At 61.7% G+C, this 24,184-nt stretch carries 25 protein-coding genes; 18 read left to right on the top strand and 7 right to left on the bottom strand.

What is annotated here, in order from left to right; all coding sequences use genetic code 11:
- Positions 1-98: 98 nt before the first annotated feature.
- Positions 99-1,061: a Tle-like phospholipase domain-containing protein gene (locus tag ACK3CV_RS19400; RefSeq protein ID WP_154030226.1), complete on the top strand. Its 963-nt coding sequence runs from the start codon at positions 99-101 to the stop codon at positions 1,059-1,061.
- Positions 1,054-1,809 carry an ankyrin repeat domain-containing protein gene (locus ACK3CV_RS19395; RefSeq protein WP_164037925.1) on the top strand — a complete coding sequence of 252 codons (756 nt, stop codon included), beginning with the start codon at positions 1,054-1,056 and terminating at the stop codon, positions 1,807-1,809. Before ACK3CV_RS19400 ends, ACK3CV_RS19395 begins: the two co-directional genes overlap by 8 nt.
- A 53-nt stretch (positions 1,810-1,862) precedes the next feature.
- On the opposite strand, the gene srmB is transcribed toward ACK3CV_RS19395, so the two are convergent.
- Complete coding sequence (srmB, locus tag ACK3CV_RS19390; RefSeq protein WP_025303951.1) at positions 1,863-3,185, bottom strand: ATP-dependent RNA helicase SrmB; 1,323 nt, start codon at positions 3,183-3,185, stop codon at positions 1,863-1,865.
- Positions 3,186-3,284: 99 nt separating this feature from the next.
- On the opposite strand from srmB, the gene trmN reads away from it, so the two are divergent.
- Positions 3,285-4,064 carry a tRNA(1)(Val) (adenine(37)-N(6))-methyltransferase TrmN gene (gene trmN / locus ACK3CV_RS19385; RefSeq protein WP_060423226.1) on the top strand — a complete coding sequence of 260 codons (780 nt, stop codon included), beginning with the start codon at positions 3,285-3,287 and terminating at the stop codon, positions 4,062-4,064.
- A gap of 38 nt (positions 4,065-4,102) precedes the next feature.
- On the opposite strand, the gene nadB is transcribed toward trmN, so the two are convergent.
- Positions 4,103-5,704 (bottom strand): L-aspartate oxidase, encoded by a 1,602-nt coding sequence (nadB, locus tag ACK3CV_RS19380; protein ID WP_170310565.1) that lies wholly within the window; start codon positions 5,702-5,704, stop codon positions 4,103-4,105.
- A 214-nt stretch (positions 5,705-5,918) separates the two neighbouring features.
- Between nadB and rpoE the strand changes: the two genes are divergently transcribed.
- Genes rpoE through rseC form a run of 4 tightly spaced genes read left to right on the top strand, consistent with a single transcriptional unit; the run spans position 5,919 to position 8,610 of the window.
- Positions 5,919-6,494, top strand: a complete 576-nt coding sequence (gene rpoE, locus ACK3CV_RS19375; protein ID WP_004929136.1) for an RNA polymerase sigma factor RpoE — start codon at positions 5,919-5,921, stop codon at positions 6,492-6,494.
- Positions 6,495-6,524: 30 nt separating this feature from the next.
- Complete coding sequence (rseA, locus tag ACK3CV_RS19370; protein ID WP_164037928.1) at positions 6,525-7,178, top strand: anti-sigma-E factor RseA; 654 nt, start codon at positions 6,525-6,527, stop codon at positions 7,176-7,178.
- Positions 7,178-8,137 (top strand): sigma-E factor regulatory protein RseB, encoded by a 960-nt coding sequence (gene rseB / locus ACK3CV_RS19365; RefSeq protein ID WP_033635628.1) that lies wholly within the window; start codon positions 7,178-7,180, stop codon positions 8,135-8,137. The genes rseA and rseB overlap by 1 nt, the downstream gene beginning before the upstream one ends.
- Positions 8,134-8,610 carry a SoxR-reducing system protein RseC gene (gene rseC / locus ACK3CV_RS19360; RefSeq protein WP_033635627.1) on the top strand — a complete coding sequence of 159 codons (477 nt, stop codon included), beginning with the start codon at positions 8,134-8,136 and terminating at the stop codon, positions 8,608-8,610. The genes rseB and rseC overlap by 4 nt, the downstream gene beginning before the upstream one ends.
- Here the strand turns inward: rseC and ACK3CV_RS19355 are convergent.
- Complete coding sequence (locus ACK3CV_RS19355) at positions 8,607-9,443, bottom strand: hypothetical protein (protein WP_033635626.1); 837 nt, start codon at positions 9,441-9,443, stop codon at positions 8,607-8,609. The genes rseC and ACK3CV_RS19355 overlap by 4 nt on opposite strands.
- A gap of 519 nt (positions 9,444-9,962) precedes the next feature.
- Between ACK3CV_RS19355 and lepA the strand changes: the two genes are divergently transcribed.
- The 7 genes from lepA (at position 9,963) to acpS (ending at position 16,515) form a co-directional block, all read left to right on the top strand.
- A complete protein-coding gene (gene lepA, locus ACK3CV_RS19350) occupies positions 9,963-11,762 on the top strand; it encodes a translation elongation factor 4 (RefSeq protein WP_033635625.1) in 1,800 nt (599 codons plus the stop codon).
- A 32-nt stretch (positions 11,763-11,794) separates the two neighbouring features.
- Complete coding sequence (lepB, locus tag ACK3CV_RS19345; protein ID WP_164037930.1) at positions 11,795-12,772, top strand: signal peptidase I; 978 nt, start codon at positions 11,795-11,797, stop codon at positions 12,770-12,772.
- Positions 12,773-13,008: 236 nt separating this feature from the next.
- Positions 13,009-13,689: a ribonuclease III gene (gene rnc, locus ACK3CV_RS19340; protein ID WP_004929158.1), complete on the top strand. Its 681-nt coding sequence runs from the start codon at positions 13,009-13,011 to the stop codon at positions 13,687-13,689.
- Complete coding sequence (gene era, locus ACK3CV_RS19335) at positions 13,686-14,594, top strand: GTPase Era (RefSeq protein ID WP_004929162.1); 909 nt, start codon at positions 13,686-13,688, stop codon at positions 14,592-14,594. The genes rnc and era overlap by 4 nt, the downstream gene beginning before the upstream one ends.
- Positions 14,595-14,600: 6 nt before the next feature.
- Complete coding sequence (gene recO / locus ACK3CV_RS19330; RefSeq protein ID WP_004929165.1) at positions 14,601-15,332, top strand: DNA repair protein RecO; 732 nt, start codon at positions 14,601-14,603, stop codon at positions 15,330-15,332.
- Between the two features lie 71 nt (positions 15,333-15,403).
- Positions 15,404-16,135, top strand: a complete 732-nt coding sequence (gene pdxJ / locus ACK3CV_RS19325; RefSeq protein ID WP_025303943.1) for a pyridoxine 5'-phosphate synthase — start codon at positions 15,404-15,406, stop codon at positions 16,133-16,135.
- Complete coding sequence (gene acpS / locus ACK3CV_RS19320) at positions 16,135-16,515, top strand: holo-ACP synthase (RefSeq protein WP_004929169.1); 381 nt, start codon at positions 16,135-16,137, stop codon at positions 16,513-16,515. The genes pdxJ and acpS overlap by 1 nt, the downstream gene beginning before the upstream one ends.
- Before the next feature lie 45 nt (positions 16,516-16,560).
- Here acpS and ACK3CV_RS19315 read toward each other — a convergent pair whose 3' ends face one another.
- Positions 16,561-16,821: a YfhL family 4Fe-4S dicluster ferredoxin gene (locus ACK3CV_RS19315; RefSeq protein WP_033632309.1), complete on the bottom strand. Its 261-nt coding sequence runs from the start codon at positions 16,819-16,821 to the stop codon at positions 16,561-16,563.
- A gap of 51 nt (positions 16,822-16,872) precedes the next feature.
- Positions 16,873-17,721 carry a MurR/RpiR family transcriptional regulator gene (locus tag ACK3CV_RS19310; protein WP_033648938.1) on the bottom strand — a complete coding sequence of 283 codons (849 nt, stop codon included), beginning with the start codon at positions 17,719-17,721 and terminating at the stop codon, positions 16,873-16,875.
- 167 nt (positions 17,722-17,888) lie between these two features.
- On the opposite strand from ACK3CV_RS19310, the gene murQ reads away from it, so the two are divergent.
- The 3 genes from murQ to yfhb are packed head-to-tail and all read left to right on the top strand — an operon-like array spanning position 17,889 to position 20,828.
- Positions 17,889-18,782 (top strand): N-acetylmuramic acid 6-phosphate etherase, encoded by an 894-nt coding sequence (murQ, locus tag ACK3CV_RS19305; RefSeq protein ID WP_033635620.1) that lies wholly within the window; start codon positions 17,889-17,891, stop codon positions 18,780-18,782.
- A gap of 18 nt (positions 18,783-18,800) precedes the next feature.
- Positions 18,801-20,168 carry a PTS transporter subunit EIIC gene (locus ACK3CV_RS19300; RefSeq protein WP_033635619.1) on the top strand — a complete coding sequence of 456 codons (1,368 nt, stop codon included), beginning with the start codon at positions 18,801-18,803 and terminating at the stop codon, positions 20,166-20,168.
- Positions 20,169-20,171: 3 nt separating this feature from the next.
- On the top strand, positions 20,172-20,828 hold the full coding sequence (gene yfhb, locus ACK3CV_RS19295) for a phosphatidylglycerophosphatase C (protein ID WP_033635618.1): 657 nt from the start codon (positions 20,172-20,174) through the stop codon (positions 20,826-20,828).
- Between the two features lie 47 nt (positions 20,829-20,875).
- On the opposite strand, the gene ACK3CV_RS19290 is transcribed toward yfhb, so the two are convergent.
- Positions 20,876-21,928 carry a DUF2157 domain-containing protein gene (locus ACK3CV_RS19290; protein ID WP_164037933.1) on the bottom strand — a complete coding sequence of 351 codons (1,053 nt, stop codon included), beginning with the start codon at positions 21,926-21,928 and terminating at the stop codon, positions 20,876-20,878.
- A 117-nt stretch (positions 21,929-22,045) separates the two neighbouring features.
- Here ACK3CV_RS19290 and tadA point away from each other — a divergent pair, with 117 nt between their 5' ends.
- On the top strand, positions 22,046-22,552 hold the full coding sequence (gene tadA / locus ACK3CV_RS19285) for a tRNA adenosine(34) deaminase TadA (protein WP_033635616.1): 507 nt from the start codon (positions 22,046-22,048) through the stop codon (positions 22,550-22,552).
- Here the strand turns inward: tadA and mltF are convergent, their stop codons facing one another.
- Positions 22,553-24,013, bottom strand: a complete 1,461-nt coding sequence (gene mltF, locus ACK3CV_RS19280) for a membrane-bound lytic murein transglycosylase MltF (protein ID WP_086580332.1) — start codon at positions 24,011-24,013, stop codon at positions 22,553-22,555.
- Positions 24,014-24,184: the final 171 nt, after the last annotated feature.

Genomic DNA, 24,184 nt, shown 5'->3' with positions numbered 1-24,184 from the left:
AGATAAGCATTTCTAATACAGAACTCATCCGACCTGCCGATAGCTAAATCAGCACCTATTCAGGTGCTCAATAAAAAGTCTATCGACAAGGAGTCGGCATGAGTATGCCTTTAAGTTTTACCTCTGCAGTATCCCCGGTGGCCGCGATCCCTACACCTCGCGCCGCTGCCGAGACGGCGACGGCGGCGCTGCCCGCGGCAACGCCGGCAAATCCGGCGCCGGTGGCCTCTCCCTCTCAGAACACGCTCAATGCGCAGAATCTGTTGAATACGCTGGTCGGCGATATCTCAGCGGCGGCGCCGACGGCGGCGGCAGCGCCGGGCGTGACGCGGGGGCAGCAATCGCAGGAGGGGGATTATGCGTTGGCGCTGTTGGCCAAGGACGTTTATTCACTCAATGGCCAGGGTGCCGCCGGGTTCAACCGCCTGAGCGACAGCGCGCTGCTCGGTTTCGGCATCGATCCCGCCAGCCTGCACGACGCGGGCAGCGGTTTCCAGGCTGGGATTTACAGCAACGACAAGCAGTATGTGTTGGCGTTCGCCGGTACCAACGACTGGCGCGACTGGCTGAGCAACGTGCGGCAGGCGACGGGCTATGACGATGTGCAGTACAATCAGGCGGTTGCCGCTGCCAAAAGCGCCAAGGCGGCCTTCGGCGATGCGCTGGTGATCGCCGGCCATTCGCTCGGCGGTGGTCTGGCGGCCACGGCGGCGCTGGCGACCGGCACCGTCGCGGTCACCTTCAACGCGGCCGGGGTCTCGGATTACACCCTGAATCGCCTGGGTATCGATCCGGCGGCGGCGAAGAAAGATGCCGAAGCCGGCAGCATTCGCCGCTACAGCGAGCAATATGACATGCTGACCAGCACCCAAGAATCGACCTCGCTGATCCCGGACGCCATCGGCCACAACATCACCCTGGCCAACAACGATACCCTGACCGGCATCGATGACTGGCGGCCGAGCAAGCATCTGGATCGCAGCCTGACGGCGCACGGCATCGACAAGGTGATAAGCTCGATGACGGAACAAAAGCCGTGGGAGGCGAAGGCCAATGCCTGAAGGGCGTCGCTTGCGGTGGGCGCTGGCGATAGCCTTACTGGCGCTGGTCGCGGTGACCGGTTTACTGATGATGGCTAAGGAGCAACAGATGGGGCAGGAGATTTCGCCGTTTGACGGCCACAGCAATCTGGCGCTGGCTCAGGCGGTGGCGCGCGGCGATACGCAGGGCATCCGTGCGCAGGCCACGCAGGATCGTTTGCGCGAGCGGGGCGATCGGCAGGTCACGCTGTTGCAGTGGGCGGTGCTTTCGCAGCAGCCGGGTAGCGTGCAGGCGTTGCTGGATCTCGGGGCCGACCCGGCGGCGGCGGGGCTGGACGGCAACAGCGCGCTGCACACCGCGGCGATGTTGCAAGACGCGCAGTACCTGCGGTTGCTGCTGACCGAAGGGGCACCGGTGAACGTGCGCAATGCCGTTACCGGCGCCACGCCGCTCGCGGCGGCGGTGCTGGCCGGGCGCGAAGATCAACTGCGGCTGTTGCTGGCGGCCGGGGCGGACACCACCTTGAGCGATCGGCTGGGGGATACCCCGCTGCATCTGGCGGCGAAGATTAACGCGCCGCACCTGGCGCTGCTGTTGTTGCAGGCCGGGGCCGATGCCCGGGCGCGCAACCAGCAGGGCGTTGCGTTCCAGTTTTATTTCTCGCAAACGCCGGCGCATTTGCAGAATGACGAGCTGAAGGCGCAGTTCCGCGAACTGGACAAATGGCTGCAGGGGCACCGCCTGGCCACGCACTACGCGCAGCCGTAAACGCCCATAAAAAAACCGCCTGTACAGGCGGTTTTTTCTTAGGCAGCGGGGGGTTATTCCGCGTCGCCGGCCGGTTTGGCCTTCGCCTGACGGCGTTTGCCGACGTTTTTGGCGTCGCGATGGCGCACTTTCACCTTGGCCTTTTCTTTGTTCTTCGCTTTATCTTCCGCGCGTTTGGCCAGCACTTTTTTCGACGGCTTGCCGTTGCTCTTCTCATTCGGCACCTTGGTTTTTGGCCGCAGTTCGTCGATCACGCGCGCTTTCAGCGGCTCGTTCAGGTAACGGCCCACTTTGCCCAGCAGCAGATGGTCGTGCGCTTCCACCAGCGAAATGGCGGTGCCTTTGCGCCCGGCGCGGCCGGTACGGCCGATGCGGTGCAGGTAGGTATCCGCCGTGCGCGGCATGTCGAAGTTGAACACGTGGGTGATATCGAGGATATCCAGGCCGCGTGCGGCAACGTCGGTGGCCACCAGCACGTTAACCCGGCCATCCATCATGCGTTTGACCGCTTCGTTGCGTTTGGCCTGCACCATTTCGCCTTCGAGATAGCAGGTGTTGATGCCCGCTTCGCGCAGCCAGGTGGCCAGCTCGTGCACGCGTTCGCGTTTGCGCACGAAGATCACCGATTTCTGCACGTCCGGCTGCTGCAGCAGGTGGATCAGCAGCGCGGTTTTGTGCTGCACGTCATCGGCGCGGTAGTACCACTGCAGGATCTTTTTGCGTTCGCGGCGCGACGGATCGGCTTCCACTTCCACCGGCTCTTTCAGGATGCGCTCGGCGAATTCGCGGATCGCTTCGCCTTCCAGCGTGGCGGAGAACAGCAGCGTCTGGTTGCGCCAGCGGGTTTCGGCGGAGATGGTTTCGATGTCCTGCGCGAAGCCCATGTCGAGCATGCGGTCGGCTTCGTCGAGGATCAGGGTTTCCACCGCACGGCAGTCGAAGTTCTCTTCTTTAATGTATTGCAGCAAACGGCCGGTGGTGGCGACCACCACGTCCTGATTTTCGCTGAACACTTCCGCGTGGTTCATGTAAGCGACGCCGCCGGTGATGGTGGCGATATCCAGCGAGGTATGAGCAGCCAATTCACGCGCCTGATCGGCGACCTGCATCGCCAGTTCACGCGTTGGCGTCAGGATCAATACGCGCGGCGGGCCGGATTTCTTGCGCGGGAAGTCCAGCAGGTGCTGCAAAACGGGCAGCAGGAAGGCGGCGGTTTTGCCGGTGCCGGTCGGAGCCGAACCTAAGACGTCGCGCCCGTCCATCGCCGGCGGGATCGCAGCGGCCTGAATGGCGGTGGGGCGATCGTAGCCTTTGTCGCGCAGCGCGTCGATCAGGCGATCATCGAGTTCGAGTTCGGAAAAAGTGGTTGCTGTCATGGTCTACCTCTACTTGGGGCGCCGATTATAGACGGGTTGGCCGCGATCTTCACCTATTTAAGCGGAAAGCCGCTCTTTTCCCGCCGATCAGATTGCCTTATGCTACGCCAGTTTTATAGCCAGGTGGTGAGTGTGAGCAAGCGATCGAAAGCCGATTTTACCCCGCGCCGCGGGGGTTTTACCTTTAAACAATTCTTTGTCGCCCACGATCGTTGCGCCATGAAAGTGGGCACCGACGGGGTGTTGCTCGGCGCCTGGGCGCCGCTGGGGCAGGCGCGCCGGGTGCTGGACATCGGCAGCGGCAGCGGGCTGATCGCGCTGATGCTGGCGCAGCGCAGCGGCGACGAAGTGACCATTGACGCGGTGGAGCTGGACGAAGCCGCCGCCGGCCAGGCGCGCGAAAACGCGGCGGCATCGCCGTGGCCGCAGCGCATCCGCGTGCATGCGCAGGATATTCACCATTATGCGCAGCGGCATGCCGCTGAGTATGATCTGATCGTCAGCAATCCGCCGTATTTCGAGCCGGCGGTGGCCTGCCGCGACCAGGCGCGCCACAACGCGCGCTACACCGAAACCCTGACGCACGAGGCGCTGTTGGCCTGTGCGGCGCAGCTGCTGGCGGCGCAGGGGACGTTCTGCGTGGTGCTGCCGCACGATATCGGCGCCGAATTCGAACGCCTGGCGCAGCAAAGCGGCTGGCACACGGCGGTGAAAGTGAACGTCAGCGATCGGGCCGATACGCCGCTGCACCGGGTGCTGCTGGCGCTGACGCGGCGGGAAACGCCGCTGCGGGAGCAGGCGCTGGCGATCAAGCAGGCCGACGGCAGCTACACCGACGATTTCCGCCATTTGATCGCCGACTTCTACCTGTTCTACTGAAAAGAAAAGGGCGCCGATTAGGCGCCCTGTCGCAGCGTTTAAGGCTGCAAAATGGTCGGCAGCGCTTCCGGCAGCAAATCCGGGTAGTCCAGCGTGTAGTGCAGGCCGCGGCTCTCTTTGCGCGCCATGGCGCTGCGCACGATAAGCTCGGCCACCTGCACCAGATTGCGCAGCTCCAGCAGGTTGTTGGAGATGCGGAAGTGAGCGTAGTACTCGTCGATTTCCGCCTGCAGGGTGTTGATGCGGCGCAGGGCGCGCTCCAACCGCTTGGTGGTGCGCACGATGCCGACGTAATCCCACATGAACAGCCGCAGTTCGTGCCAGTTGTGCTGAATCACCACCCGTTCGTCCGCATCGTCCACCCGGCTTTCATCCCAGTGTGGCAGCTGTTTGGCCTGCTGAATGAACGGCAGGCGCTGCAGAATGTCTTCCGCCGCCGACCAACCGTACACCAGGCACTCCAGCAGCGAATTCGACGCCATGCGGTTGGCGCCGTGCAGGCCGGTATAGCTGACCTCGCCGATGGCGTACAGCCCGTCGAGATCGGTGCGGCCGTGCTGATCGACCATCACGCCGCCGCAGGTGTAGTGCGCCGCCGGGACGATCGGGATCGGCTGCCGGGTCAGATCGAAGCCCAGCGTCAGCAGCTTCTCGTGGATCATCGGGAAGTGCTGGGTGATGAACTCCGCCGGCTTGTGGCTGATGTCCAGGTACATGCAGTCGGCGCCCAGGCGCTTCATTTCATGGTCGATGGCGCGGGCGACGATATCGCGCGGGGCCAGTTCGCCGCGCGGGTCGAAATCCGGCATAAAGCGGCTGCCGTCCGGGCGCTTCAGGTAAGCCCCTTCGCCGCGCAGCGCTTCGGTCAGCAGGAAGTTGCGCGCCTGCGGATGGAACAGGCAGGTCGGGTGAAACTGGTTGAACTCCAGGTTGGCGACCCGGCAGCCGGCGCGCCAGGCCATGGCGATGCCGTCGCCGGAGGAGATGTCCGGGTTGGTGGTGTATTGGTATACCTTGGCCGCGCCGCCGGTCGCCAGCACCACCGTTTTGGCGCGGTAGGTTTCCACCCGCTCCAGCTCGCGGTTCCAGACGTACGCGCCCACCACTCGGCGGGTGCCCGGCAGGCCGATTTTGTTCGAGGTGATGAGGTCAACCGCGTTGCGGCGCTCCATCACGCAAATATTGGGGTGAGCGCTTGCTTTCCCCACCAGCGTGGTCTCTACTTCCTTACCGGTCGCGTCCGCGGCGTGCAGGATGCGGCGATGGCTGTGGCCGCCTTCGCGCGTGAGGTGATAATGCTCCTCGCCCTGCGCGTTGACCTCGGTATCGAACAGCACGCCCTGATCGATCAGCCACTGCACGCAGTGGCGCGCGTTGCCGGCGATGAATTCGACGGCCTCTTTGTCGCACAGGCCGGCGCCGGCAATCAAAGTGTCATCAACGTGTGAGGCAATGCTGTCCGTCTCATCGAACACCGCGGCGATCCCGCCCTGGGCGTAAAAGGTGGCTCCCTCGCTGAGCGGCCCCTTGCTGAGAACGGTAACCTTGCAATGCTGCGCCAGGCGCAGCGCCAGTGACAGGCCCGCAGCGCCGCTGCCGACGATCAGTACATCGCTTACATGTTCAGATGATGGTTGCATAACGTATGATGTGTGCAGAAGAAGAGTGAATTTCATGTTAGCCTAACTGTCCGGGCAAAAGCCACGGATAGGGTGACATCAACAGAAAAAACAATGGCGATATGGAACTTCGTGTTCTATATGAACTCCAAGCGAGTGCTTGCTCAGGAAAATAATGTATGGCTGGCAGTACAATTTTACGCGTGGAGACGGATTTGGGGAGAGTTTACCTCGGATGAGCGAGCAGTTAACGGATCAAGTTCTGGTCGAGCGGGTCCAAAAGGGCGATCAGAAATCGTTTAACCTACTGGTAGTGCGCTATCAGCATAAGGTGGCGAGTCTCGTTTCCCGCTATGTGCCGCAGGGCGATGTGCCCGATGTGGTGCAGGAGTCGTTTATCAAGGCCTATCGCGCACTGGAATCGTTCCGTGGCGACAGCGCTTTTTATACCTGGTTGTATCGAATCGCCGTGAACACGGCAAAGAATTATCTGGTTGCTCAGGGGCGCCGTCCGCCATCCAGTGATGTGGACGCCAACGATGCGGAAAATTACGAAAGTGCGGGCGCACTGAAAGAAATTTCGAACCCTGAGAACTTAATGTTGTCAGAAGAGCTGAGACAGATAGTTTTCCGTACCATTGAGTCGCTCCCCGAGGATCTTCGCATGGCGATTACCCTGCGGGAGTTGGATGGTCTAAGCTACGAAGAGATAGCCGCCATCATGGATTGCCCGGTCGGAACCGTACGTTCGCGTATTTTCCGCGCCCGGGAAGCTATCGATAATAAAGTTCAACCGCTGATCCAGCGTTAGCAATGGCGGGCACAGGAAGGGTACTTAGGCATGCAGAAAGAAAAGCTTTCCGCTCTGATGGATGGTGAATCGTTCGACAGCGAGCTGTTGAGTTCTCTGTCGCAAGATCGAACGCTTCAACAAAGCTGGCAGAGCTATCACCTGATACGTGACACACTGCGAGGTGATGTCGGGCAAGTGATGCATCTCGACATCGCCGATCGCGTAGCCGCTGCACTTGAGAAAGAACCCGCCCGGCTGGTACCTTCCGCCGTTCAGGAATCTCAGCCGCAGCCTCACACCTGGCAGAAAATGCCGTTCTGGGACAAAGTGCGTCCTTGGGCGAGCCAGATTACGCAAATCGGTATGGCGGCCTGCGTGTCTCTGGCGGTGATCGTCGGCGTACAGCACTATAACCAGCCTGCTGCGCCATCGAATGCGTCCGAATCGCCGGCCTTCACCACGCTGCCGATCATGGGTCAGGCCTCGCCGGTCAGCCTGGGCGTCCCGGCCGACAGTTTCTCCACCGGCAGCGGCCAACAGCAGCAGGTGCAGGAACAGCGCAAGCGTATCAACGCCATGCTGCAGGACTATGAACTGCAACGTCGCCTGCATTCGGATCAGCTGCAGCTTGAGCAAGGCAACCCGCAACAGGCCGCCATTCAGGTTCCCGGAACTCAGTCTTTAGGAATGCAACAGCAGTAATGAAGCAAATCTGGTTCTCCGTTTGTTTATTGACGGGCAGCCTGCTCTATTCCAGCATCGCCCCGGCGCAGCCAACTGCGTCCGGGGCGTTATTGCAACAGATGAGCAGCGCCAGCCGTTCTCTCAATTACGAGCTCGCCTACATCAGCATCAGCAAGCAGGGAATCGAGTCGTTGCGCTATCGCCATGCGGTGATCGGCAACGTGCCGCTCGGCCAACTGCTGCATATGGACGGCCCGCGCCGCGAAGTGTTGCAGCGCGGCGGCGGGATCAGCTACTTCGAGCCTGGCCTGGAGCCGTTCACGCTCACCGGCGATCACATCGTCGATGCGTTGCCGGCGATCGTCTATGCCGATTTCACCCGCTTGGCCAAGTACTACGACTTTATCTCCGTGGGCAGCACCCGCATCGCCGATCGGCCGTGTGAAGTGCTGCGCGTGGTGGCGCGCGACGGCTCCCGCTACAGCTATATCGTCTGGATGGACGAGGACACCAAGCTGCCGCTGCGGGTGGATCTGCTCGATCGTGACGGCGAAACGCTGGAGCAATATCGGGTGATCTCCTTCGCGGTCGGCGCCGACGTGCAGGGCGCGATGCAGGGGCTGCTCAAAGCCAACCTGCCGCCGCTGCTGTCGCTGCCGGCGGTAGAAAACGTCAAGCTCAGCTGGAGCACCGGCTGGCTGCCGGCCGGGGTGGACGAGGTGGCGCGCAATCGCCGCAAATTGCCGAACGTCGCCGTGCCGGTTGAATCCCGGCTCTACAGCGACGGCCTGTTCAGCTTCTCGGTCAACGTCAGCCCGGCGGGCAGCGGAGCCGGGCAGCAATACTACCGTCAGGGGCGCCGCACCATTCAGACCGAAGTGCGCGCGGGCAACGAAATCACTATCGTGGGCGAATTGCCGCCGGCTACGGCCAAGCGCATCGCCGACAGCATTTCTTTCAAGGTATCGCCGCAATGATGAAAGAGTGGGCCACGGTGGTTTCGTGGCAACAGGGCGTAGCGCTGCTGCGCTGTGAACCCAAGGCCGGCTGCGGCAGCTGCACCGCGCGTTCCGGCTGCGGCGCGCGCGCGCTGAACGAGCTGGTGCCGGAAACCGAGCATCAGCTGCAGGTGCATATCGATCAGCCGCTCGAACCGGGGCAGCGCGTCGAAGTCGGCATTGCGGAAGGCAGCCTGCTGCGCTCCGCCATGCTGGTTTACCTGACGCCGCTGCTGGGCATGATGCTTGGCGGCACGTTGCTGCAATATTGTTTCGGCAGCGACGCCTCGGCGGCCGTCGGCGCCGTACTGGGCGGCGCGGCGGCCTTTATGCTGGCGCGCCGGTTGGCCCGGCGTCTGGGTGAGCAGGCCGATTACCAGCCGGTGGTGCTGCAGATTGGATTGCCGCCTACCGCGATGCGCATGCAGGCGGAAAATTCCCCGCTGATTTAAACCGACGGCCGCGTCATCGCCGGGTTGTGATAGGCGGGGATGCGGTTGTGGATCATATGCTCCAGCAGCGCGATGAACAGATCGGCGCTGAGCAGCGAATCGTAGTTAATCGCGAACAGCACATTTCCCTGGCCGTCGAGCAAGCGGATGCCGCGCTGTGGATGATTTTCCACCGCGCGGATCTGCTCGATCGGTACGTTGCCCCGCTCAGTGGTCAGCAGGGTGGCGCTCAGCCGCAGCGTTTCGGTCGGCGTGCCTTGCCGCTTGCCGAGCAGCAGTTGCCACAGCCAGCGCGCATCGCCCTCAACGGTGTGAAACGACACCGTCTCCCCTTGATAGAGCGCATTCAGCGCCAGCGGCCCGCGCTGCTGCAGCTGTTGGTCGACGATCACGTCCGCCAGCCGCCACGAATGGGCGACATTGCTGAAAACCGTACACCAGGGCTGATCCGCGCCGGCGCGGAACGCCGTGACGTCAAACAGCCCGCCAAAAGCCTGGCCGCCGCGAAAGCGATAGATATCGCCGATCTTCTCAAACGGGATGAAGCGCTCTTTGTGATGGTGGCCGTCAAAGACCCGCACGCCGTGCTCGTACAGGCGATAGGTCAGCGTCGGACGCAGATAATGCCGCAGCGCCAGCAGCGTACAGCCGAGTAAAATCGTGCCCGCGCCGGCTTGCAATAGCGTGATGACCTCGCTCTCATCAATGCTGCTCAGCAGCGGCAGCACCAACAGCGCCGCCCCCACGCTAAACAGCAGCGCCGCCGCCGCCAGAATGCCCCAGTTGACCTTTGAAAAATCGTGCCGGCTCAGCATTTGCCCTTTATCGATCATAATGCACCTTCCAATCAACGTACGGATATATGCTGGTGAACCCCGGTGGGCTGCCGATGTAGTGCCCTGAATAATGTTTTGTCGCGGAGTTCATGCCCTTTCTATCCGAGGGGCAGTGGTGGCGTATATGGGGTTTTTCCTAAAGTAAGAGGGGTGAGATGGAAATCTAAGAGGTTGATCCAAATATTCTTTTTTTATAATTTCGGAGAGGGTTTATTGCGCTGCGGCCGGTTATGTATTAGCGCCGGAGTTTGGTGGCCACGAATCATCGGCAAGCCTTGGGTTCAGGCCGTATCGTCCGCGTTAACATCTGTTTTCACCCGCCGGGGCGCCCTGTAACATTTAGCGGCGCATAATAGAATGCCTTCACTGCACCGATCGCTAGGTTTTCAGTGGTGTGGCATGTAGAATGCAGCGATTCAGGTGCAAGACGGCCTAACCCATTCACTGTCGCTTTAGGTCCATGCGGGTTTCTATAGGCGAGTAATTCAGAAATACCAAGGCAGAAAAACTTTTATAATGAAGCATATACGAAATTTCTCCATTATTGCCCATATTGACCACGGTAAGTCGACGCTGTCTGACCGCATTATCCAAATCTGCGGCGGCTTGTCTGACCGTGAAATGGCCGCGCAGGTGCTCGATTCCATGGATCTGGAGCGCGAGCGCGGCATCACCATCAAAGCGCAGAGCGTGACGCTGGATTATAAGGCGCTGGATGGGCAGACCTATCAGCTCAACTTTATCGACACCCCCGGCCACGTTGACTTCTCCTATGAAGTTTCCCGCTCGCTGGCGGCCTGCGAAGGCGCGCTGCTGGTGGTGGACGCCGGCCAGGGCGTCGAAGCCCAGACGCTGGCCAACTGCTACACCGCGATCGAAATGGATCTGGAAGTGGTGCCGGTGCTGAACAAAATCGACCTGCCGGCCGCCGATCCGGATCGCGCCGCACAGGAAATTGAAGACATCGTCGGCATCGACGCCACCGATGCGGTGCGCTGCTCGGCCAAAACCGGCGTCGGCGTGCCCGAGGTGCTGGAGCGCCTGGTGCGCGACATCCCGCCGCCGCAGGGCGATCCTGATGCGCCGCTGCAGGCGCTGATCATCGACTCCTGGTTCGATAACTACCTGGGCGTCGTGTCTCTGGTGCGCGTCAAGAACGGCACGCTGCGCAAGGGCGACAAGATCAAGGTCATGAGCACCGGCCAGGTGTACAACGCCGACCGCCTGGGCATCTTCACGCCGAAGCAGGTCGATCGCGACGTGCTGAACTGCGGCGAAGTGGGCTGGCTGGTCTGTGCGATCAAAGACATCCTCGGCGCGCCGGTGGGCGATACCCTGACGCAGGCGCGTCAGCCGGCGGATAAAGCGCTGCCGGGCTTCAAGAAAGTGAAGCCGCAGGTGTACGCCGGTCTGTTCCCGATCAGCTCCGACGATTATGAGTCCTTCCGCGATGCGCTGGGCAAGCTGAGCCTCAACGACGCCTCCCTGTTCTACGAGCCGGAAAGCTCCACCGCGCTGGGCTTCGGCTTCCGCTGCGGCTTCCTCGGCCTGCTGCACATGGAGATCATTCAGGAGCGTCTGGAGCGTGAATACGATCTGGATCTGATCACCACCGCGCCGACGGTCGTCTACGAAGTGGAAACCACCGGCAAAGAAGTGATCTACGTCGACAGCCCGTCCAAGCTGCCGCCGTTGAACAACATCCAGGAACTGCGCGAACCGATCGCCGAATGTCACATGCTGATGCCGCAGGAGTACCTGGGCAACGTCATCACTCTGTGCGTCGAAAAGCGCGGCGTGCAGACCAACATGGTTTACCACGGCAACCAGGTGGCGTTGACTTATGAAATCCCGATGGCGGAAGTGGTGCTCGACTTCTTCGACCGCCTGAAGTCCACGTCGCGCGGCTATGCGTCGCTGGATTACAACTTCAAGCGCTTCCAGGCTTCCGACATGGTGCGCGTGGACGTGCTGATCAACAACGAGCGCGTGGATGCGCTGGCGCTGATCACTCACCGCGACAACTCGCAGTATCGCGGCCGTGAACTGGTGGAGAAGATGAAAGATCTGATCCCGCGTCAGCAGTTCGACATCGCGATTCAGGCGGCGATCGGCACGCACATCATCGCGCGTTCCACCGTGAAGCAGCTGCGTAAAAACGTGCTGGCGAAATGCTACGGCGGTGACGTCAGCCGTAAGAAAAAGCTGCTGCAGAAACAGAAAGACGGTAAGAAACGCATGAAGCAGGTCGGTAACGTCGAGCTGCCGCAGGAAGCGTTCCTGGCCATTCTGCACGTCGGTAAAGACGGCAAGTAACCGCGACGAGTTCGCGAAACGAGGGAGTTTGCATGGCGAATATGTTTGCCCTGATCCTGGCGTTGGCCACCCTGGTCACCGGGATCATCTGGTGCTTCGAGCGCTTTAAATGGGCGCCGGCCCGCCGCGCGAAGATCGCGGCGGTCAACGAGCAGACCGCGGGCGCCGTAGACGATAAAACGCTGGCGAAAGTGGCGAAGCAGCCTGGTTGGGTAGAGACCGGCGCATCGGTGTTCCCGGTGCTGTTGCTGGTCTTTGTGGTGCGTTCGTTTATTTACGAACCGTTCCAGATCCCGTCCGGCTCAATGATGCCGACGCTGTTGATTGGCGATTTCATTCTGGTGGAGAAATATGCCTACGGCATTAAAGATCCGATTACCCAGACGACGCTCATTGAAACCGGTCATCCGAAGCGCGGCGATATTGCGGTATTTAAATATCCGCTGGATCCGAAACTGGATTATATCAAGCGCGTGATCGGCCTGCCGGGCGACCGTATTACTTACGATCCGGTGAATAAGCGCGTTACGGTGCAGCCGTCCTGCAACAGTGGGCAGTCCTGCGATACCGCGCTGGCGGTGACCTACGCCGACGCGCAGCCGAGCGACTTCGTGCAGTTGTTCAGCCGCAGCGGCATGGGCGAGGCCAGCAACGGCTTCTACCAGATCCCGCAGAGCGATAACGTGCCGCCGGGCGGCATTCGCATGCGCGAGCGCCAGGAAAGCCTCGGCAACGTCACGCATCGTATCCTGACCGTGCCGGACGCGCAGGATCGGGTGGGCGCTTACTACCAACAGCCGGGCAAACCGCTGGCGGAGTGGGTGGTGCCGGCCGGGCATTACTTCATGATGGGCGACAACCGCGACAACAGCGCGGACAGCCGTTACTGGGGCTTTGTGCCGGAGAAGAATCTGGTGGGTAAAGCCACGGCCATCTGGATGAGCTTTGAAAAGCAGGAAGGTGAGTGGCCTACCGGCGTGCGTTTCAGCCGGATCGGCGGCATTCATTAATCGCTGACTGATTCCCTGTTAATTTCACGCCGCAGCCTACTGCGGCGTGAAAGATTAAGGGGATATAAAACACAGCATTATGTTTCCACTCGTTGTAGAATACTTTCTCGAGCGATAAAAAGTTGGCCCCTGCTGGGAGCCACTGCAAACGAAACAGCTTTGGATCGGCTTTCGGCGAAGCAGGCCTGTTCCGTATGCTGCAAGTTTTTGACGCATTCTTGATCTATTGGTAACTCATGAACCCCATCGTAATAAACAGGCTGCAGCGGAAGCTGGGCTACACTTTTCAACAGCAGGAGCTTTTACTGCAGGCTTTGACTCACCGCAGCGCCAGCAGTAAACACAATGAACGTCTTGAGTTTCTGGGTGACTCGATTCTGAGCTTTGTCATCGCTAATGCGCTCTATCACCGCTTTCCTCGCGTCGACGAGGGCGATATGAGCCGCATGCGCGCCACGCTGGTGCGCGGCAACACGCTGGCGGAGATGGCGCGCGAGTTTGACCTGGGCGAATGTCTGCGGCTTGGGCCGGGCGAATTGAAAAGTGGTGGGTTCCGCCGCGAGTCAATCCTGGCGGATACGGTGGAGGCATTGATCGGCGGCGTGTTCCTGGACAGTGATATCCAGACCGTCGAGCGTCTGATTTTGGACTGGTATCGCAGCCGGTTGGACGAAATCAGCCCCGGTGATAAGCAGAAAGACCCGAAAACCCGTCTGCAGGAGTTTTTGCAGGGGCGTCATCTGCCGTTGCCTTCTTATTTGGTGGTGCAGGTTCGCGGTGAAGCGCACGACCAAGAGTTTACCATCCACTGCCAGGTGAGTGGTTTGAGCGAGCCCGTGGTGGGCACCGGCTCGAGCCGCCGTAAAGCCGAGCAGGCGGCAGCGGAACAAGCGCTGAAAAAGCTGGAGCTTGAATGAGCGAAGTAAAACAACACTGCGGGTTTATCGCCATCGTCGGCCGCCCGAACGTGGGCAAATCGACGTTGCTGAACCAACTGCTGGGGCAGAAGGTTTCCATTACGTCGCGTAAGCCGCAGACGACCCGTCACCGCATCATGGGCATCGACACCGATGGCGCCTATCAGGCGATCTATGTCGATACCCCAGGGCTGCACATCGAAGAAAAACGCGCCATCAACCGCTTGATGAACCGCGCGGCCAGCAGCTCGATCGGCGACGTCGAACTGGTGATCTTCGTGGTCGAAGGCACCAACTGGACCGCCGACGACGAAATGGTGGTCAACAAGCTGCGCAGCCTGCGCTGCCCGGTATTGCTGGCGATCAACAAGGTCGATAACGTCACCGACAAATCCAAGCTGTTGCCGCACATCGCGTTCCTCAGCCAGCAGATGAACTTCCTCGATGTGGTGCCTATCTCCGCCGAAAAAGGCATGAACGTCGACACCATCGCCGGCATCGTGCGCAAGCTGCTGCCGGAAGCGGAACACCACTTCCCGGAAGACTACATCACCGATCGCTCACAGCGCTTTATGGCCTCCGAGATCATCCGCGAGAAGCTGATGCGTTTCCTGGGCGAAGAGCTGCCGTACTCGGTGACGGTAGAAATCGAACAGTTCGTGGCCAACGATCGCGGCGGCTACGATGTGCACGGCCTGATCCTGGTCGAGCGCGAAGGCCAGAAGAAAATGGTCATCGGCAACAAGGGCGCCAAGATCAAAACCATCGGCATCGAAGCGCGCCAGGACATGGAACAGATGTTCGACGCCAAAGTGCATCTCGAGCTGTGGGTGAAAGTGAAATCCGGTTGGGCGGACGACGAACGTGCGCTGCGCAGCCTGGGCTATGTTGACGATCTGAAGTAACGATCCGTGGACGGCTGGGAGCGCGCTTTCGTCCTGCATGGGCGGCCGTACAGTGAAACCAGTCTGATGCTGGATCTGTTTACCGAAGGTCATGGGCGGGTGCGCTTGCTGGCGAAAGGCGCGCGCAGCCGCCGCTCCAATCTCAAGGGCTGTCTGCAGCCCTTTACCCCCCTGTTAGTGCGCTGGGGCGGCCGCGGCGAAGTGAAAACGCTGCGCAACGCCGAAGCGGTCTCCCTCGGTTTACCCCTCAGCGGCATGATGCTGTACAGCGGCCTGTACGTGAACGAACTGCTGGCGCGCGTGCTGGAGCAGGAAACCAACTACTCGGTGCTGTTCTTCGACTATCTGCAATGCCTGCAGGCGCTGGCGGCGGAAGACAGCTCGCCGGAGCAGGCGCTACGTCAGTTCGAGCTGGCCTTGCTGCACCACCTGGGCTACGGTCTCGATTTCCTGCACTGCGCCGGCAGCGGCCTGCCGGTGGATGATGCCATGACCTATCGCTATCGCGAAGAGAAAGGCTTCATCGCCAGCCTGGTGGTGGATCACTACAGCTTCACCGGGCGCGAACTGCGCGCGCTGGCGGAGCGGCAGTTTCCCGATGCCGAGACGCTGCGCGCCGCCAAGCGTTTCACCCGCATGGCGCTGAAACCCTACCTCGGCGGCAAGCCGTTGAAGAGCCGCGAACTGTTCCGCCAGTTCGTGCGCAAACAGCCGAATACGCCGGTCGACGACGCCTGACCTTTTCCCCTTTTGCCGCCCTGCGCCCGCGTGTAAACTGCTGGCACTGAAAATCGTATTTAGAGGTTGTCATGGCTGATTTGCTGCTGGGCGTCAATATCGATCACATCGCCACGTTACGTAACGCGCGCGGAACCCAATACCCGGATCCGGTTCAGGCGGCATTCATTGCCGAACAGGCGGGGGCCGACGGCATTACCGTGCATCTGCGCGAAGACCGCCGCCACATCACCGACCGCGACGTGCGCCTGCTGCGCCAGACCATCCAGACGCGCATGAATCTGGAGATGGCGGTGACCGACGAGATGCTGGACATCGCCATTGAGCTGAAGCCGCATTTCTGCTGCCTGGTGCCGGAAAAGCGCGAAGAAGTGACCACCGAAGGCGGCCTGGACGTCGCCGGCCAGCTGGACAAAATGAGCGTGGCGGTTGAGCGCCTGGCGCAGGCGGGCATTTTGGTCTCGCTGTTCATCGATCCCGATCATCGTCAGATTGACGCGGCGGTGGCGGTGGGCGCACCCTATATCGAGATCCACACCGGCGCCTACGCCGAAGCGCAGGGCGAGCTGGCGGTACAGGCCGAGCTGCGCCGCATCGCGGTAGCCGCCGCTTACGCGGCCGAGAAGGGGCTGAAGGTCAACGCCGGCCACGGCCTGACCTATCACAACGTGCAGCCGATCGCCGCGCTGCCGGAAATGCACGAGCTGAACATCGGCCATGCGATTATCGGCCAGGCGGTGATGAGCGGGCTGCCGGCCGCGGTTGCCGACATGAAAGTGCTGATGCGGGAAGCGCGCCGGTAATGGCGGTGCTCGGGCTGGGAACCGACATCGTCGAGATGGCGCGTATCGAAGCGGTGGTGGAGCGCAGCGGCGATCGCCTGGCGCGCCGCGTGCTGAGCGACGCCGAGTGGGCGCTGTATCAGCAGCACCAGCAGCCGATTCGCTTTCTGGCCAAACGTTTCGCGGTGAAAGAAGCCGCCGCCAAGGCGTTCGGCACCGGCATTCGCAACGGCCTGGCGTTCAATCAGTTCGAAGTGTTCAACGATGCGCTGGGCAAGCCGAATATTCGTTTGCACGGCCGCGCCGCCGAGCTGGCCGGGGAGATGGGGGTCACCGCGATCCACGTTTCGCTGGCCGACGAACGGCGCTACGCCTGCGCGACGGTGATCGTCGAAAGCTGAAAATAGCAAGGGCGCCTGTGGCGCCCTTGTCAGTCCTGCGGCAAATTAAATGCGATCGGCGTGGTGCAGCACCACGAACTTGTCCCACAGCTGTTCGTTGGTCTCGCGATGCTGCGGATCGGTGATGATGGTGTTGTCGATCGGGCAAACCTGCTGGCAGGTCGGCGTATCGTAATGGCCGACGCACTCGGTGCAGCGATCGGTATCGATCTGATAAATCTCATCGCCCATCGAAATCGCCTGGTTCGGGCATTCCGGCTCGCACATATCGCAGTTGATGCATTTGCGTGTGATTAGCAGGGCCATGGTGTATCTCTCATTATTAACAGGGGTATTTTCGCAGCGGCATTATACCGGTTAAACCAACTTTTTCATTAACTGTTCGCTGTGCTTGATGCGATCGCGGGCATGATCGAGATCGTGCTGGATCAGCGCCATAAACAGCAGGTCGGTGAGGGCGTACTGGGCCGTGCTGGAAGAGATGGCCGCGCTGCGGGTGTGGGGCTCTTCGGCGATGGTATAGAGGCAGTGGTCCGCGCGCTGCTGCAGGCCGTTGGGAGAGAAGCTGGTCAGCGCCAGCACCCTGGCGCCGGCCTGGCGAGCCTCTTCCGCCGCCAGATTGATTTCACGCCGTTCGCCGCTGAAAGAGATAGCCAGCAGCAGATCGCGTTTGTCCAGCGCCTGAACCGCCGCCAGCTGGACGTGCATGTCCGGTTCGGCCACTGCCATCACGCCGATTTTCAGCAGTTTGAAGGAGAAATCCTTGGCCACCAGCCCGGAGGCGCCGATGCCGATCAGCATCACCCGGCGCGCCTGGCGCAGCATGTCCAGCGCCTGATGCAGCCGCTCTTCGCTGTTGATGTCCAGCGTCGCGCGCAGCGCCGCCTGCTTTTCCGCCAGCAGTTTTTCACCGACGATTTTCAGCGTGTCGCTGCTGAGGATGTGGTTGTGAACGGTCACTACCGGTTCGGCCTGCGGCTGGGCCAGCGTCTCGCTCAGCGCCAGCTTCAGCGCCGGAAAGCCCTTATAGCCCAGCTTTTGGGCGAACTTGACCACGCTCGACTGGCTGATGCCGGCCAGCTCGGCCAGCTTTTGCGAGCTGAGATGGCGCGCCTGCTCGGCGTTGTTCAGCAAAAAGTCCGCCAGCTTGCGGTCGTTTTGCGCCAGTGTCGGATACATCTGGCGTATGCGCAGAAGGGTACTCATTGATCTTTCCCTGGAAACCAGCGGCCATTTTGCCACGCAGGCGGCGAAAACGCGCGGTGAAAATTTTTGTGAGCTCGTCGTTAAAATAGCAAATAGCGCTCGCTTTGTTGAATAAAATATTCAAATATTAATTTAAATTTGTGAATTAAAAATTCAAAGGTGAACAGATGAACTTAGGCGCACTGGTATCGGAAACCCGCAACCCGGCCACCATGGGGCTGGATGAGATGTCGACGCTGGAGATGGTCCGCTGCTTTAACCAGGAAGACCGCAAGGTGCCGGAGGCGATCGAAAAGGTGCTGCCGGCGATCGCGCAGGCGGTCGATTTGGCGGCGGCGGCGTTGAAGGCCGGCGGCCGGCTGATTTATTTGGGCGCCGGCACCAGCGGCCGATTGGGGGTGTTGGATGCCTCCGAGTGCCCGCCGACCTTCGGCGTGCCGCACGGCGTGGTGGTGGGCTTGATCGCCGGCGGGCCGGGCGCACTGCTCAAGGCGGTGGAGGGGGCGGAAGACGACGAAGCCCTGGGCGAAGCCGATCTCCGGGCGCTGAATCTGACCGCCGTCGATATGGTGGTGGGGTTGGCGGCCTCGGGGCGCACGCCTTATGTGATCGGCGCACTGCGCTATGCGCGCGGGCTGGGCTGCCCGACGGTGGCCATCTCCTGTAACCCGGATTCGCCGATCGCGCATGAAGCGCAGGTGGCGATCTCGCCGGTGGTGGGGCCGGAGGCGCTGACCGGTTCGACGCGCCTGAAATCCGGCACCGCGCAGAAGCTGGTGCTCAACATGCTGTCGACCGGCGCGATGGTCAAGCTGGGCAAGGTCTATCAGAACCTGATGGTGGACGTGAAGGCCACCAACGTCAAACTGGTGGATCGCGCCTGCCGCATCGTAGTGGAGGCCACCGGCGCCGAACGCGCTCAGGCGGAGGCGGCGCTGGCGCAGACCGGCTTCGAGGTCAAGCCGGCGATCCTGATGATTCTGGCCGGCGTCAGCGCCGAAGAGGCGCAGCAGCGGCTGCAGCGGCACGACGGCTACCTGCGCGCGGCGCTGGCGCGTTAATTCACGGTGGGGGCGGCGATGGACAAGACAACGGCATTGGCGACACAGATCCTGGCGGGCGTGGGGGGCGAGGGCAATATCCTCAAACTGGAGAACTGCATGACGCGGGTGCGCGTCGAGGTCAGCGACGAACAGCGTCTGGATCTGGCCGCTCTCAAGCAGCTGTCCGGCGTGAAGGGCTATATCAAACAGGGTGAGCAGCATCAGTTTATCGTTGGCCCGGGCGCCGCCGCCAAGGTGGTGGACGCCATGCGCGCATTGCTGAGCGGTAGCGCGCAGCCTGCCGTCGCCGTCGGTGACGCGGCCCGCACCAAGGCGCAGGCCAAGCAAAAATACGCTGCGCCGATGAGCGGTGCGCTGAAAAAGCTGGCCGATGTCTTTATTCCGCTGATCCCGGCGTTTATCGCCTCGGGCCTGATCACCGGCATCATCAACCTGCTGAAACGGCCCGACATCGCCGGCCAACTGGCGGTGGACTACCCGAACGTGCTGGGGTTGCTGGCGATCTTCGGCAGCGCGGTGTTCGCCATCATGAACATTTTGGTCGGGGTCAACGCCGCGCGGGTGTTCGGCGGCTCCCAAGCGATGGGCGGCGTGATGGCGGGCATTCTCTCCAGCCCGGCGCTGGCGCAGATCACCTTGTTCGGCGAGGCGCTGCAGCCGGGGCGCGGCGGGGTGATCGCCGTGCTGCTGGTGGTGGCGTTGATGTGCTGGGTGGAGAAACGCCTGCGCACGCTGCTGCCGGAATCGGTCGAACTGATCCTTAACCCACTGCTGACCACGCTGGTCACCGCCTCGCTGGCGATCCTGATTCTGCAGCCGATCGGCGGCATTATCTCCGACGCCATCGCCCACGGCGCCAATCTGGCGATCGACAAGGGCGGGCTGCTGGTGGGGGCGCTGCTCTCGGGGCTGTTCCTGCCGCTGGTGCTCTCCGGCCTGCACCAGGGGCTGGTGCCGATCCACGTCGAGCTGGTGCAGGCGCACGGTTCCAACCCGCTGCTGCCGATCCTGGCGATGGCCGGCGTCGGGCAGGTAGGGGCGGCGCTGGCGGTGCTGTTGAAGACCCGCAACGCGCGGCTGAAGAAGGTGATCAAAGGGGCGTTGCCGGTCGGCATTCTCGGCATCGGCGAGCCGCTGATCTTCGGGGTGACGTTGCCGCTGGGGCGGCCGTTTATCGGCGCCTGCCTCGGCGGGGCGGTCGGCGGCGCGCTGATCAGCTACTGGAAGGTGGCGACGGTAATCACCTTCGGCATTTCGGGGCTGCCTTTGGCGTTGACCATCGTCTCAGGTAAGGTGATGTTGTATCTGGCGGGGATGCTGATTACGATTATCGCCGGTTTTCTCTTCACCTGGATGATGGGGTTCAACGATCCCGAGGAGTAGCGTTTGAGCGACAAGCAGCAACAACCGGCCGCAGAGGGGCGCCGCGTGGTCTTTTTCGATCTGGACGGCACCCTGCATCAGGAGGATATGTTCGGCAGTTTTTTGCGCTTTCTGCTGCGCCGTTTGCCGCTGAACCTGCTGCTGGTGATACCGGTGCTGCCGCCGATCGGCCTGGCGCTGCTGCTGCTGGGGCGCGCCGCGCGTTGGCCGATGAGCCTGCTGCTGTGGGCGATTACCTTCGGGCGCGCCGAAGCGAAGCTCAAGGCGCTGGAGCGGCAGTTTATCGAGGCCTTCCGCCAGAAGGTGACCGCGTTTCCGGTGGTGCAAATGCGGCTGCGGCAGTATCTGGACGAGCACGATGCCGAAGTGTGGCTGATCACCGGCTCGCCGGAACGGCTGGTGGAGCAGGTGTATCGCGACTCGGCGTTTCTGCCGCGCGTGCGGTTGATCGGCAGCCGCATCACGCGCCGCTGCGGCGGTTGGGTCTTGACTCTGCGCTGCCTGGGAGCGCAGAAAGTGGTGCAGCTGGAGCAGCGGCTCGGTGCGCCGCTGAAGCTGTACAGCGGTTACAGCGACAGCAAGCAGGATAATCCGCTGCTGTTCTTTTGTGAGCACCGCTGGCGGGTAAGCAAGCAGGGCGAGCTGCAGCAGCTGGAATAAACCAAGGGCGGAAGATTCCGCCCTTGGTTTATCTATCGGCAGCGCGATCAGTCGTCGGTCACGTCATGCGGCTTGCGCCCCAGCTGCCAAATCTTCTCCGCATAATGCCCCAGTGCCCACAAGCTCAGGCCGAGCAGCACGAAGAAAACCGCCTTCGGCATGCTGTCCCAGAAAAACTCGAACAGGCGGGTATACAGGTTAATGCCGAGGAAGGTCAGCCCGAAGCCGCGCAGCATGGCGTCGTCATGCTTCACCCCCAACCAGATGGTGGCGAGGGCAGCCAGCCCGAACAGCAGGCTCCAGTGGAACAGCTCGATCTGGCGCGCGCGGTACCAGCTGTCGAGATCGCCGTAGTTGCCGAAGATAGACAGCAGCCACAGGGCGATAAACAGGTACAGCAGCCCCATCGCCAGCGACACCCGCTGCAGGCCGCGTTGCGCCAACAGCGGCCGCAGCAGCAGCGCGGCGGCGATCAGCACCGCGCCAAAGGCGATAAAACGAATCGGGTAGCTCATGCCGAGCCAGTAGGCGCCCCAGCCGGACAGGTAGCCGGTCTCGGCGCCGAAGGCGTTGCCGAGAGACAGCAAGGCGAACCACCACACCAGCCCGGAGCGGCTGAACCAGCCGATCGCGCCGTACAGCAGCGCGGCGAACAGCAGCAGCACGGAAACCCGGCCGCTGCCGTTATCCAGCCAGACCCCCAGCTGCCATAAGGCGCAGGCGGTAAGCAACACGGCGACAAACAGCGCCGCCTCATTGCCGTAGCGTTTTTCCGGGTGGCGCCGGCGGCGACGCAGCGCCCAGACGTAGGCCAGCGCCGCCAGCACGCCGGCGATCGCCATGCGTACCGGCGCGTCGAAGCGAAACAGTCCGCTGAGCCATGCAAGCAGTTCGCTGTCGGCGAACAGGCTGGTGACGGCGATCAGCAGCGAGGCCAGCGCGGCGAGAAACGCATAGCGCGCCAGCCGCCGCCAGTCGAAAGGCTGCACGGCCACATGCAGCAGCAGTTGCTGCCGCTGTGCGGGCGTCAAGGCGCCTTCCCCAACCCAGCCGTCCAGTGCCTTGCGCACCACGACGGCGTTCTTTTTACTGAGTTTCATGCTTCTTGTCCCTGAATCACACGCTGATTCGGCCAGTATAGCCATTGGCGGGCGGCTACGACAAAGGAGGGCTAGTGTGTATAATGCCCGCCGCAAAAGCGCACGAGGAATTATGCGATGACTGAATATAACGATGAGTACTGGATGCGTCAGGCATTGCAGCTGGCCCTGCGCGCGCAGGAAGAGGGTGAGGTGCCGGTGGGTGCGCTGCTGGTGCTGGACAATCAGGTCATCGGCGAGGGCTGGAACCGCCCGATCGGCCGACACGATCCTACCGCACACGCCGAGATCATGGCGCTGCGCCAGGGCGGCGCGGTGCTGCAAAACTACCGTTTGCTGAACGCCACGCTGTACGTCACGCTGGAGCCGTGCGTGATGTGCGCCGGTGCGATGGTGCACAGCCGTATCCGCCGGGTGGTGTATGGCGCCGCCGACGAGAAAACCGGCGCGGCCGGTTCACTGGTGGACATTCTGCGCCATCCGGGCATGAACCATCAGGTGGAGATTGTCTCGGGCGTGCTGGCGGACGAATGCGCCGCCACCCTGAGCAATTTCTTCCGCCTGCGCCGCGAACAGAAAAAAGCGCTCAGGCTGGCGCAGCGGGCGGCGGATAAGCCGGAATAATCAGTAGTTGAGCGCCAGTTCCGGCATCACCGCCGGGTAGCCCTTCCCCAACGCCTCCTGTTCGGCGGCCGCTTGCGCCGCCTTTCTCTCTTTTTCCTGCAGATAGCCCACCAGGCTGACCTGGTAGCGGCGGATGTTCTCTACATAGTTGTAGGCTTCACGCCCGCGCGCATAGCCGTAGGTCAACTGCGGGTAGTAGCGCTTCTGGCTGAGCATCGGCAGGCGCTGCTTGACGTCGACCCAGCTGTCGGGGTTGCCTTTTTGCGTCTTGGTCAGCTTGCGCGCGTCCAGCATGTGGCCCCAGCCCATGTTGTAGGCCGCCAGCGAGAACCAGATGCGCTCGTCTTCCGGCACGCTGTCCGGCACCTTGGCCATCAGCCGCTGCAGGTAAAGGGCGCCGCCCTGAATGCTCTCTTCCGGATCGAGGCGGTCGTTGACCCCCAGGCCGTCGGCGGTGGCGCGGGTCAGCATCATCAGGCCGCGCACGCCGGTGGGTGAGGTGGCCTGCGGATTCCAGTGCGATTCCTGATAGGCGATGGCCGCCAGCAGCTTCCAGTCGATCTCGTTGGCGTGCTTCTCGAACAGCGGGCGGAAGTTGGGCAGCACCGAGTCGATGGCCGACAGGAAGGTTTTGGTGTCCACATAGTCGAAGCTGCCGACGTGGCCGAGGTATTTCTCTTCGAGCCGCGCCAGGGTGCCGTCGTCCACCATCTGGCTGTAGAAGTCGAGCATCGCCGCGTACAGGCTGTCGTCGCCGTCGCGTTTCAGATACCAGGTGACCGGCTCTTCGTCGGTGACGTCGAACGCCACTGCCAGCTGCGGATGGATGCGCTGCAGCAGCGCGATGGTCACCGAATCGCCGAGGGTGTAGTCCAGCTTGCCGTCGGCCACCCGCTCCAGCAGCTCTTTGGAGGTGAGATCGCTGGAGGACTCCCAGGCGAGATCGGGGTATTTATCCTGTTTGAGCTGCTTTAGGGTGCTGACGTGCGCGGAACCGGAAGCGACCGCCAGCTTGCCTTTAATGTCGGCGAAACTTTTCGGCCGCGGGGTGCCCAGCCGGTACACCAGCTGTTGGGAAACGGAGTAGTAGGCCGGGCCGGTGCGCGCGCGGCTGAGGCGCTCCTGGTTGTAGATCAGACCCGCCGCCAGCAGGTCGGCGTCGTCGTCGTCCAGATCGTCGAACAGGTCATTGATGTTCTGATGGGGGATCACCACCAGCTTCACCCCGAGGTAGTTGGCGAAGCGCTTCGCCAGTTCGTAGTCGAGCCCACCCGGCCCTTGCTTGGTGTTGAAATAGGTCAGCGGGGAGTTCAGCGTGCTGATACGCAACTCGCCGCGGGAAATGATCTCCTGGAGTTGCCCGCCCTGGCCGCTGCGCCAGGTGATATTGGGCCACAGCGCGAGAGCCAGAAGCAGGGTGACAACGCCGATGAGGATGTAGTTTATTTTAAGACGTTTCAAATAGTTATCCAGTGGTGGCACAGGTACGCCGGTGACGACAACCGCGACTTTTCTCATGGTTAAATCACCAGTGCGGGGGCATTTTGCGCAACAAAACGCCAGTGTGCAACTTTATTGACACGTTATGACAATTCGACGGTGCGGCATGCTTTTATCAATTATCCCCACGCA

This window comes from Serratia sp. TSO36 (assembly GCF_057808395.1).
Note: the sequence above shows the minus strand (reverse complement) of the source record. Positions and strands in the feature narration are given on the sequence as shown.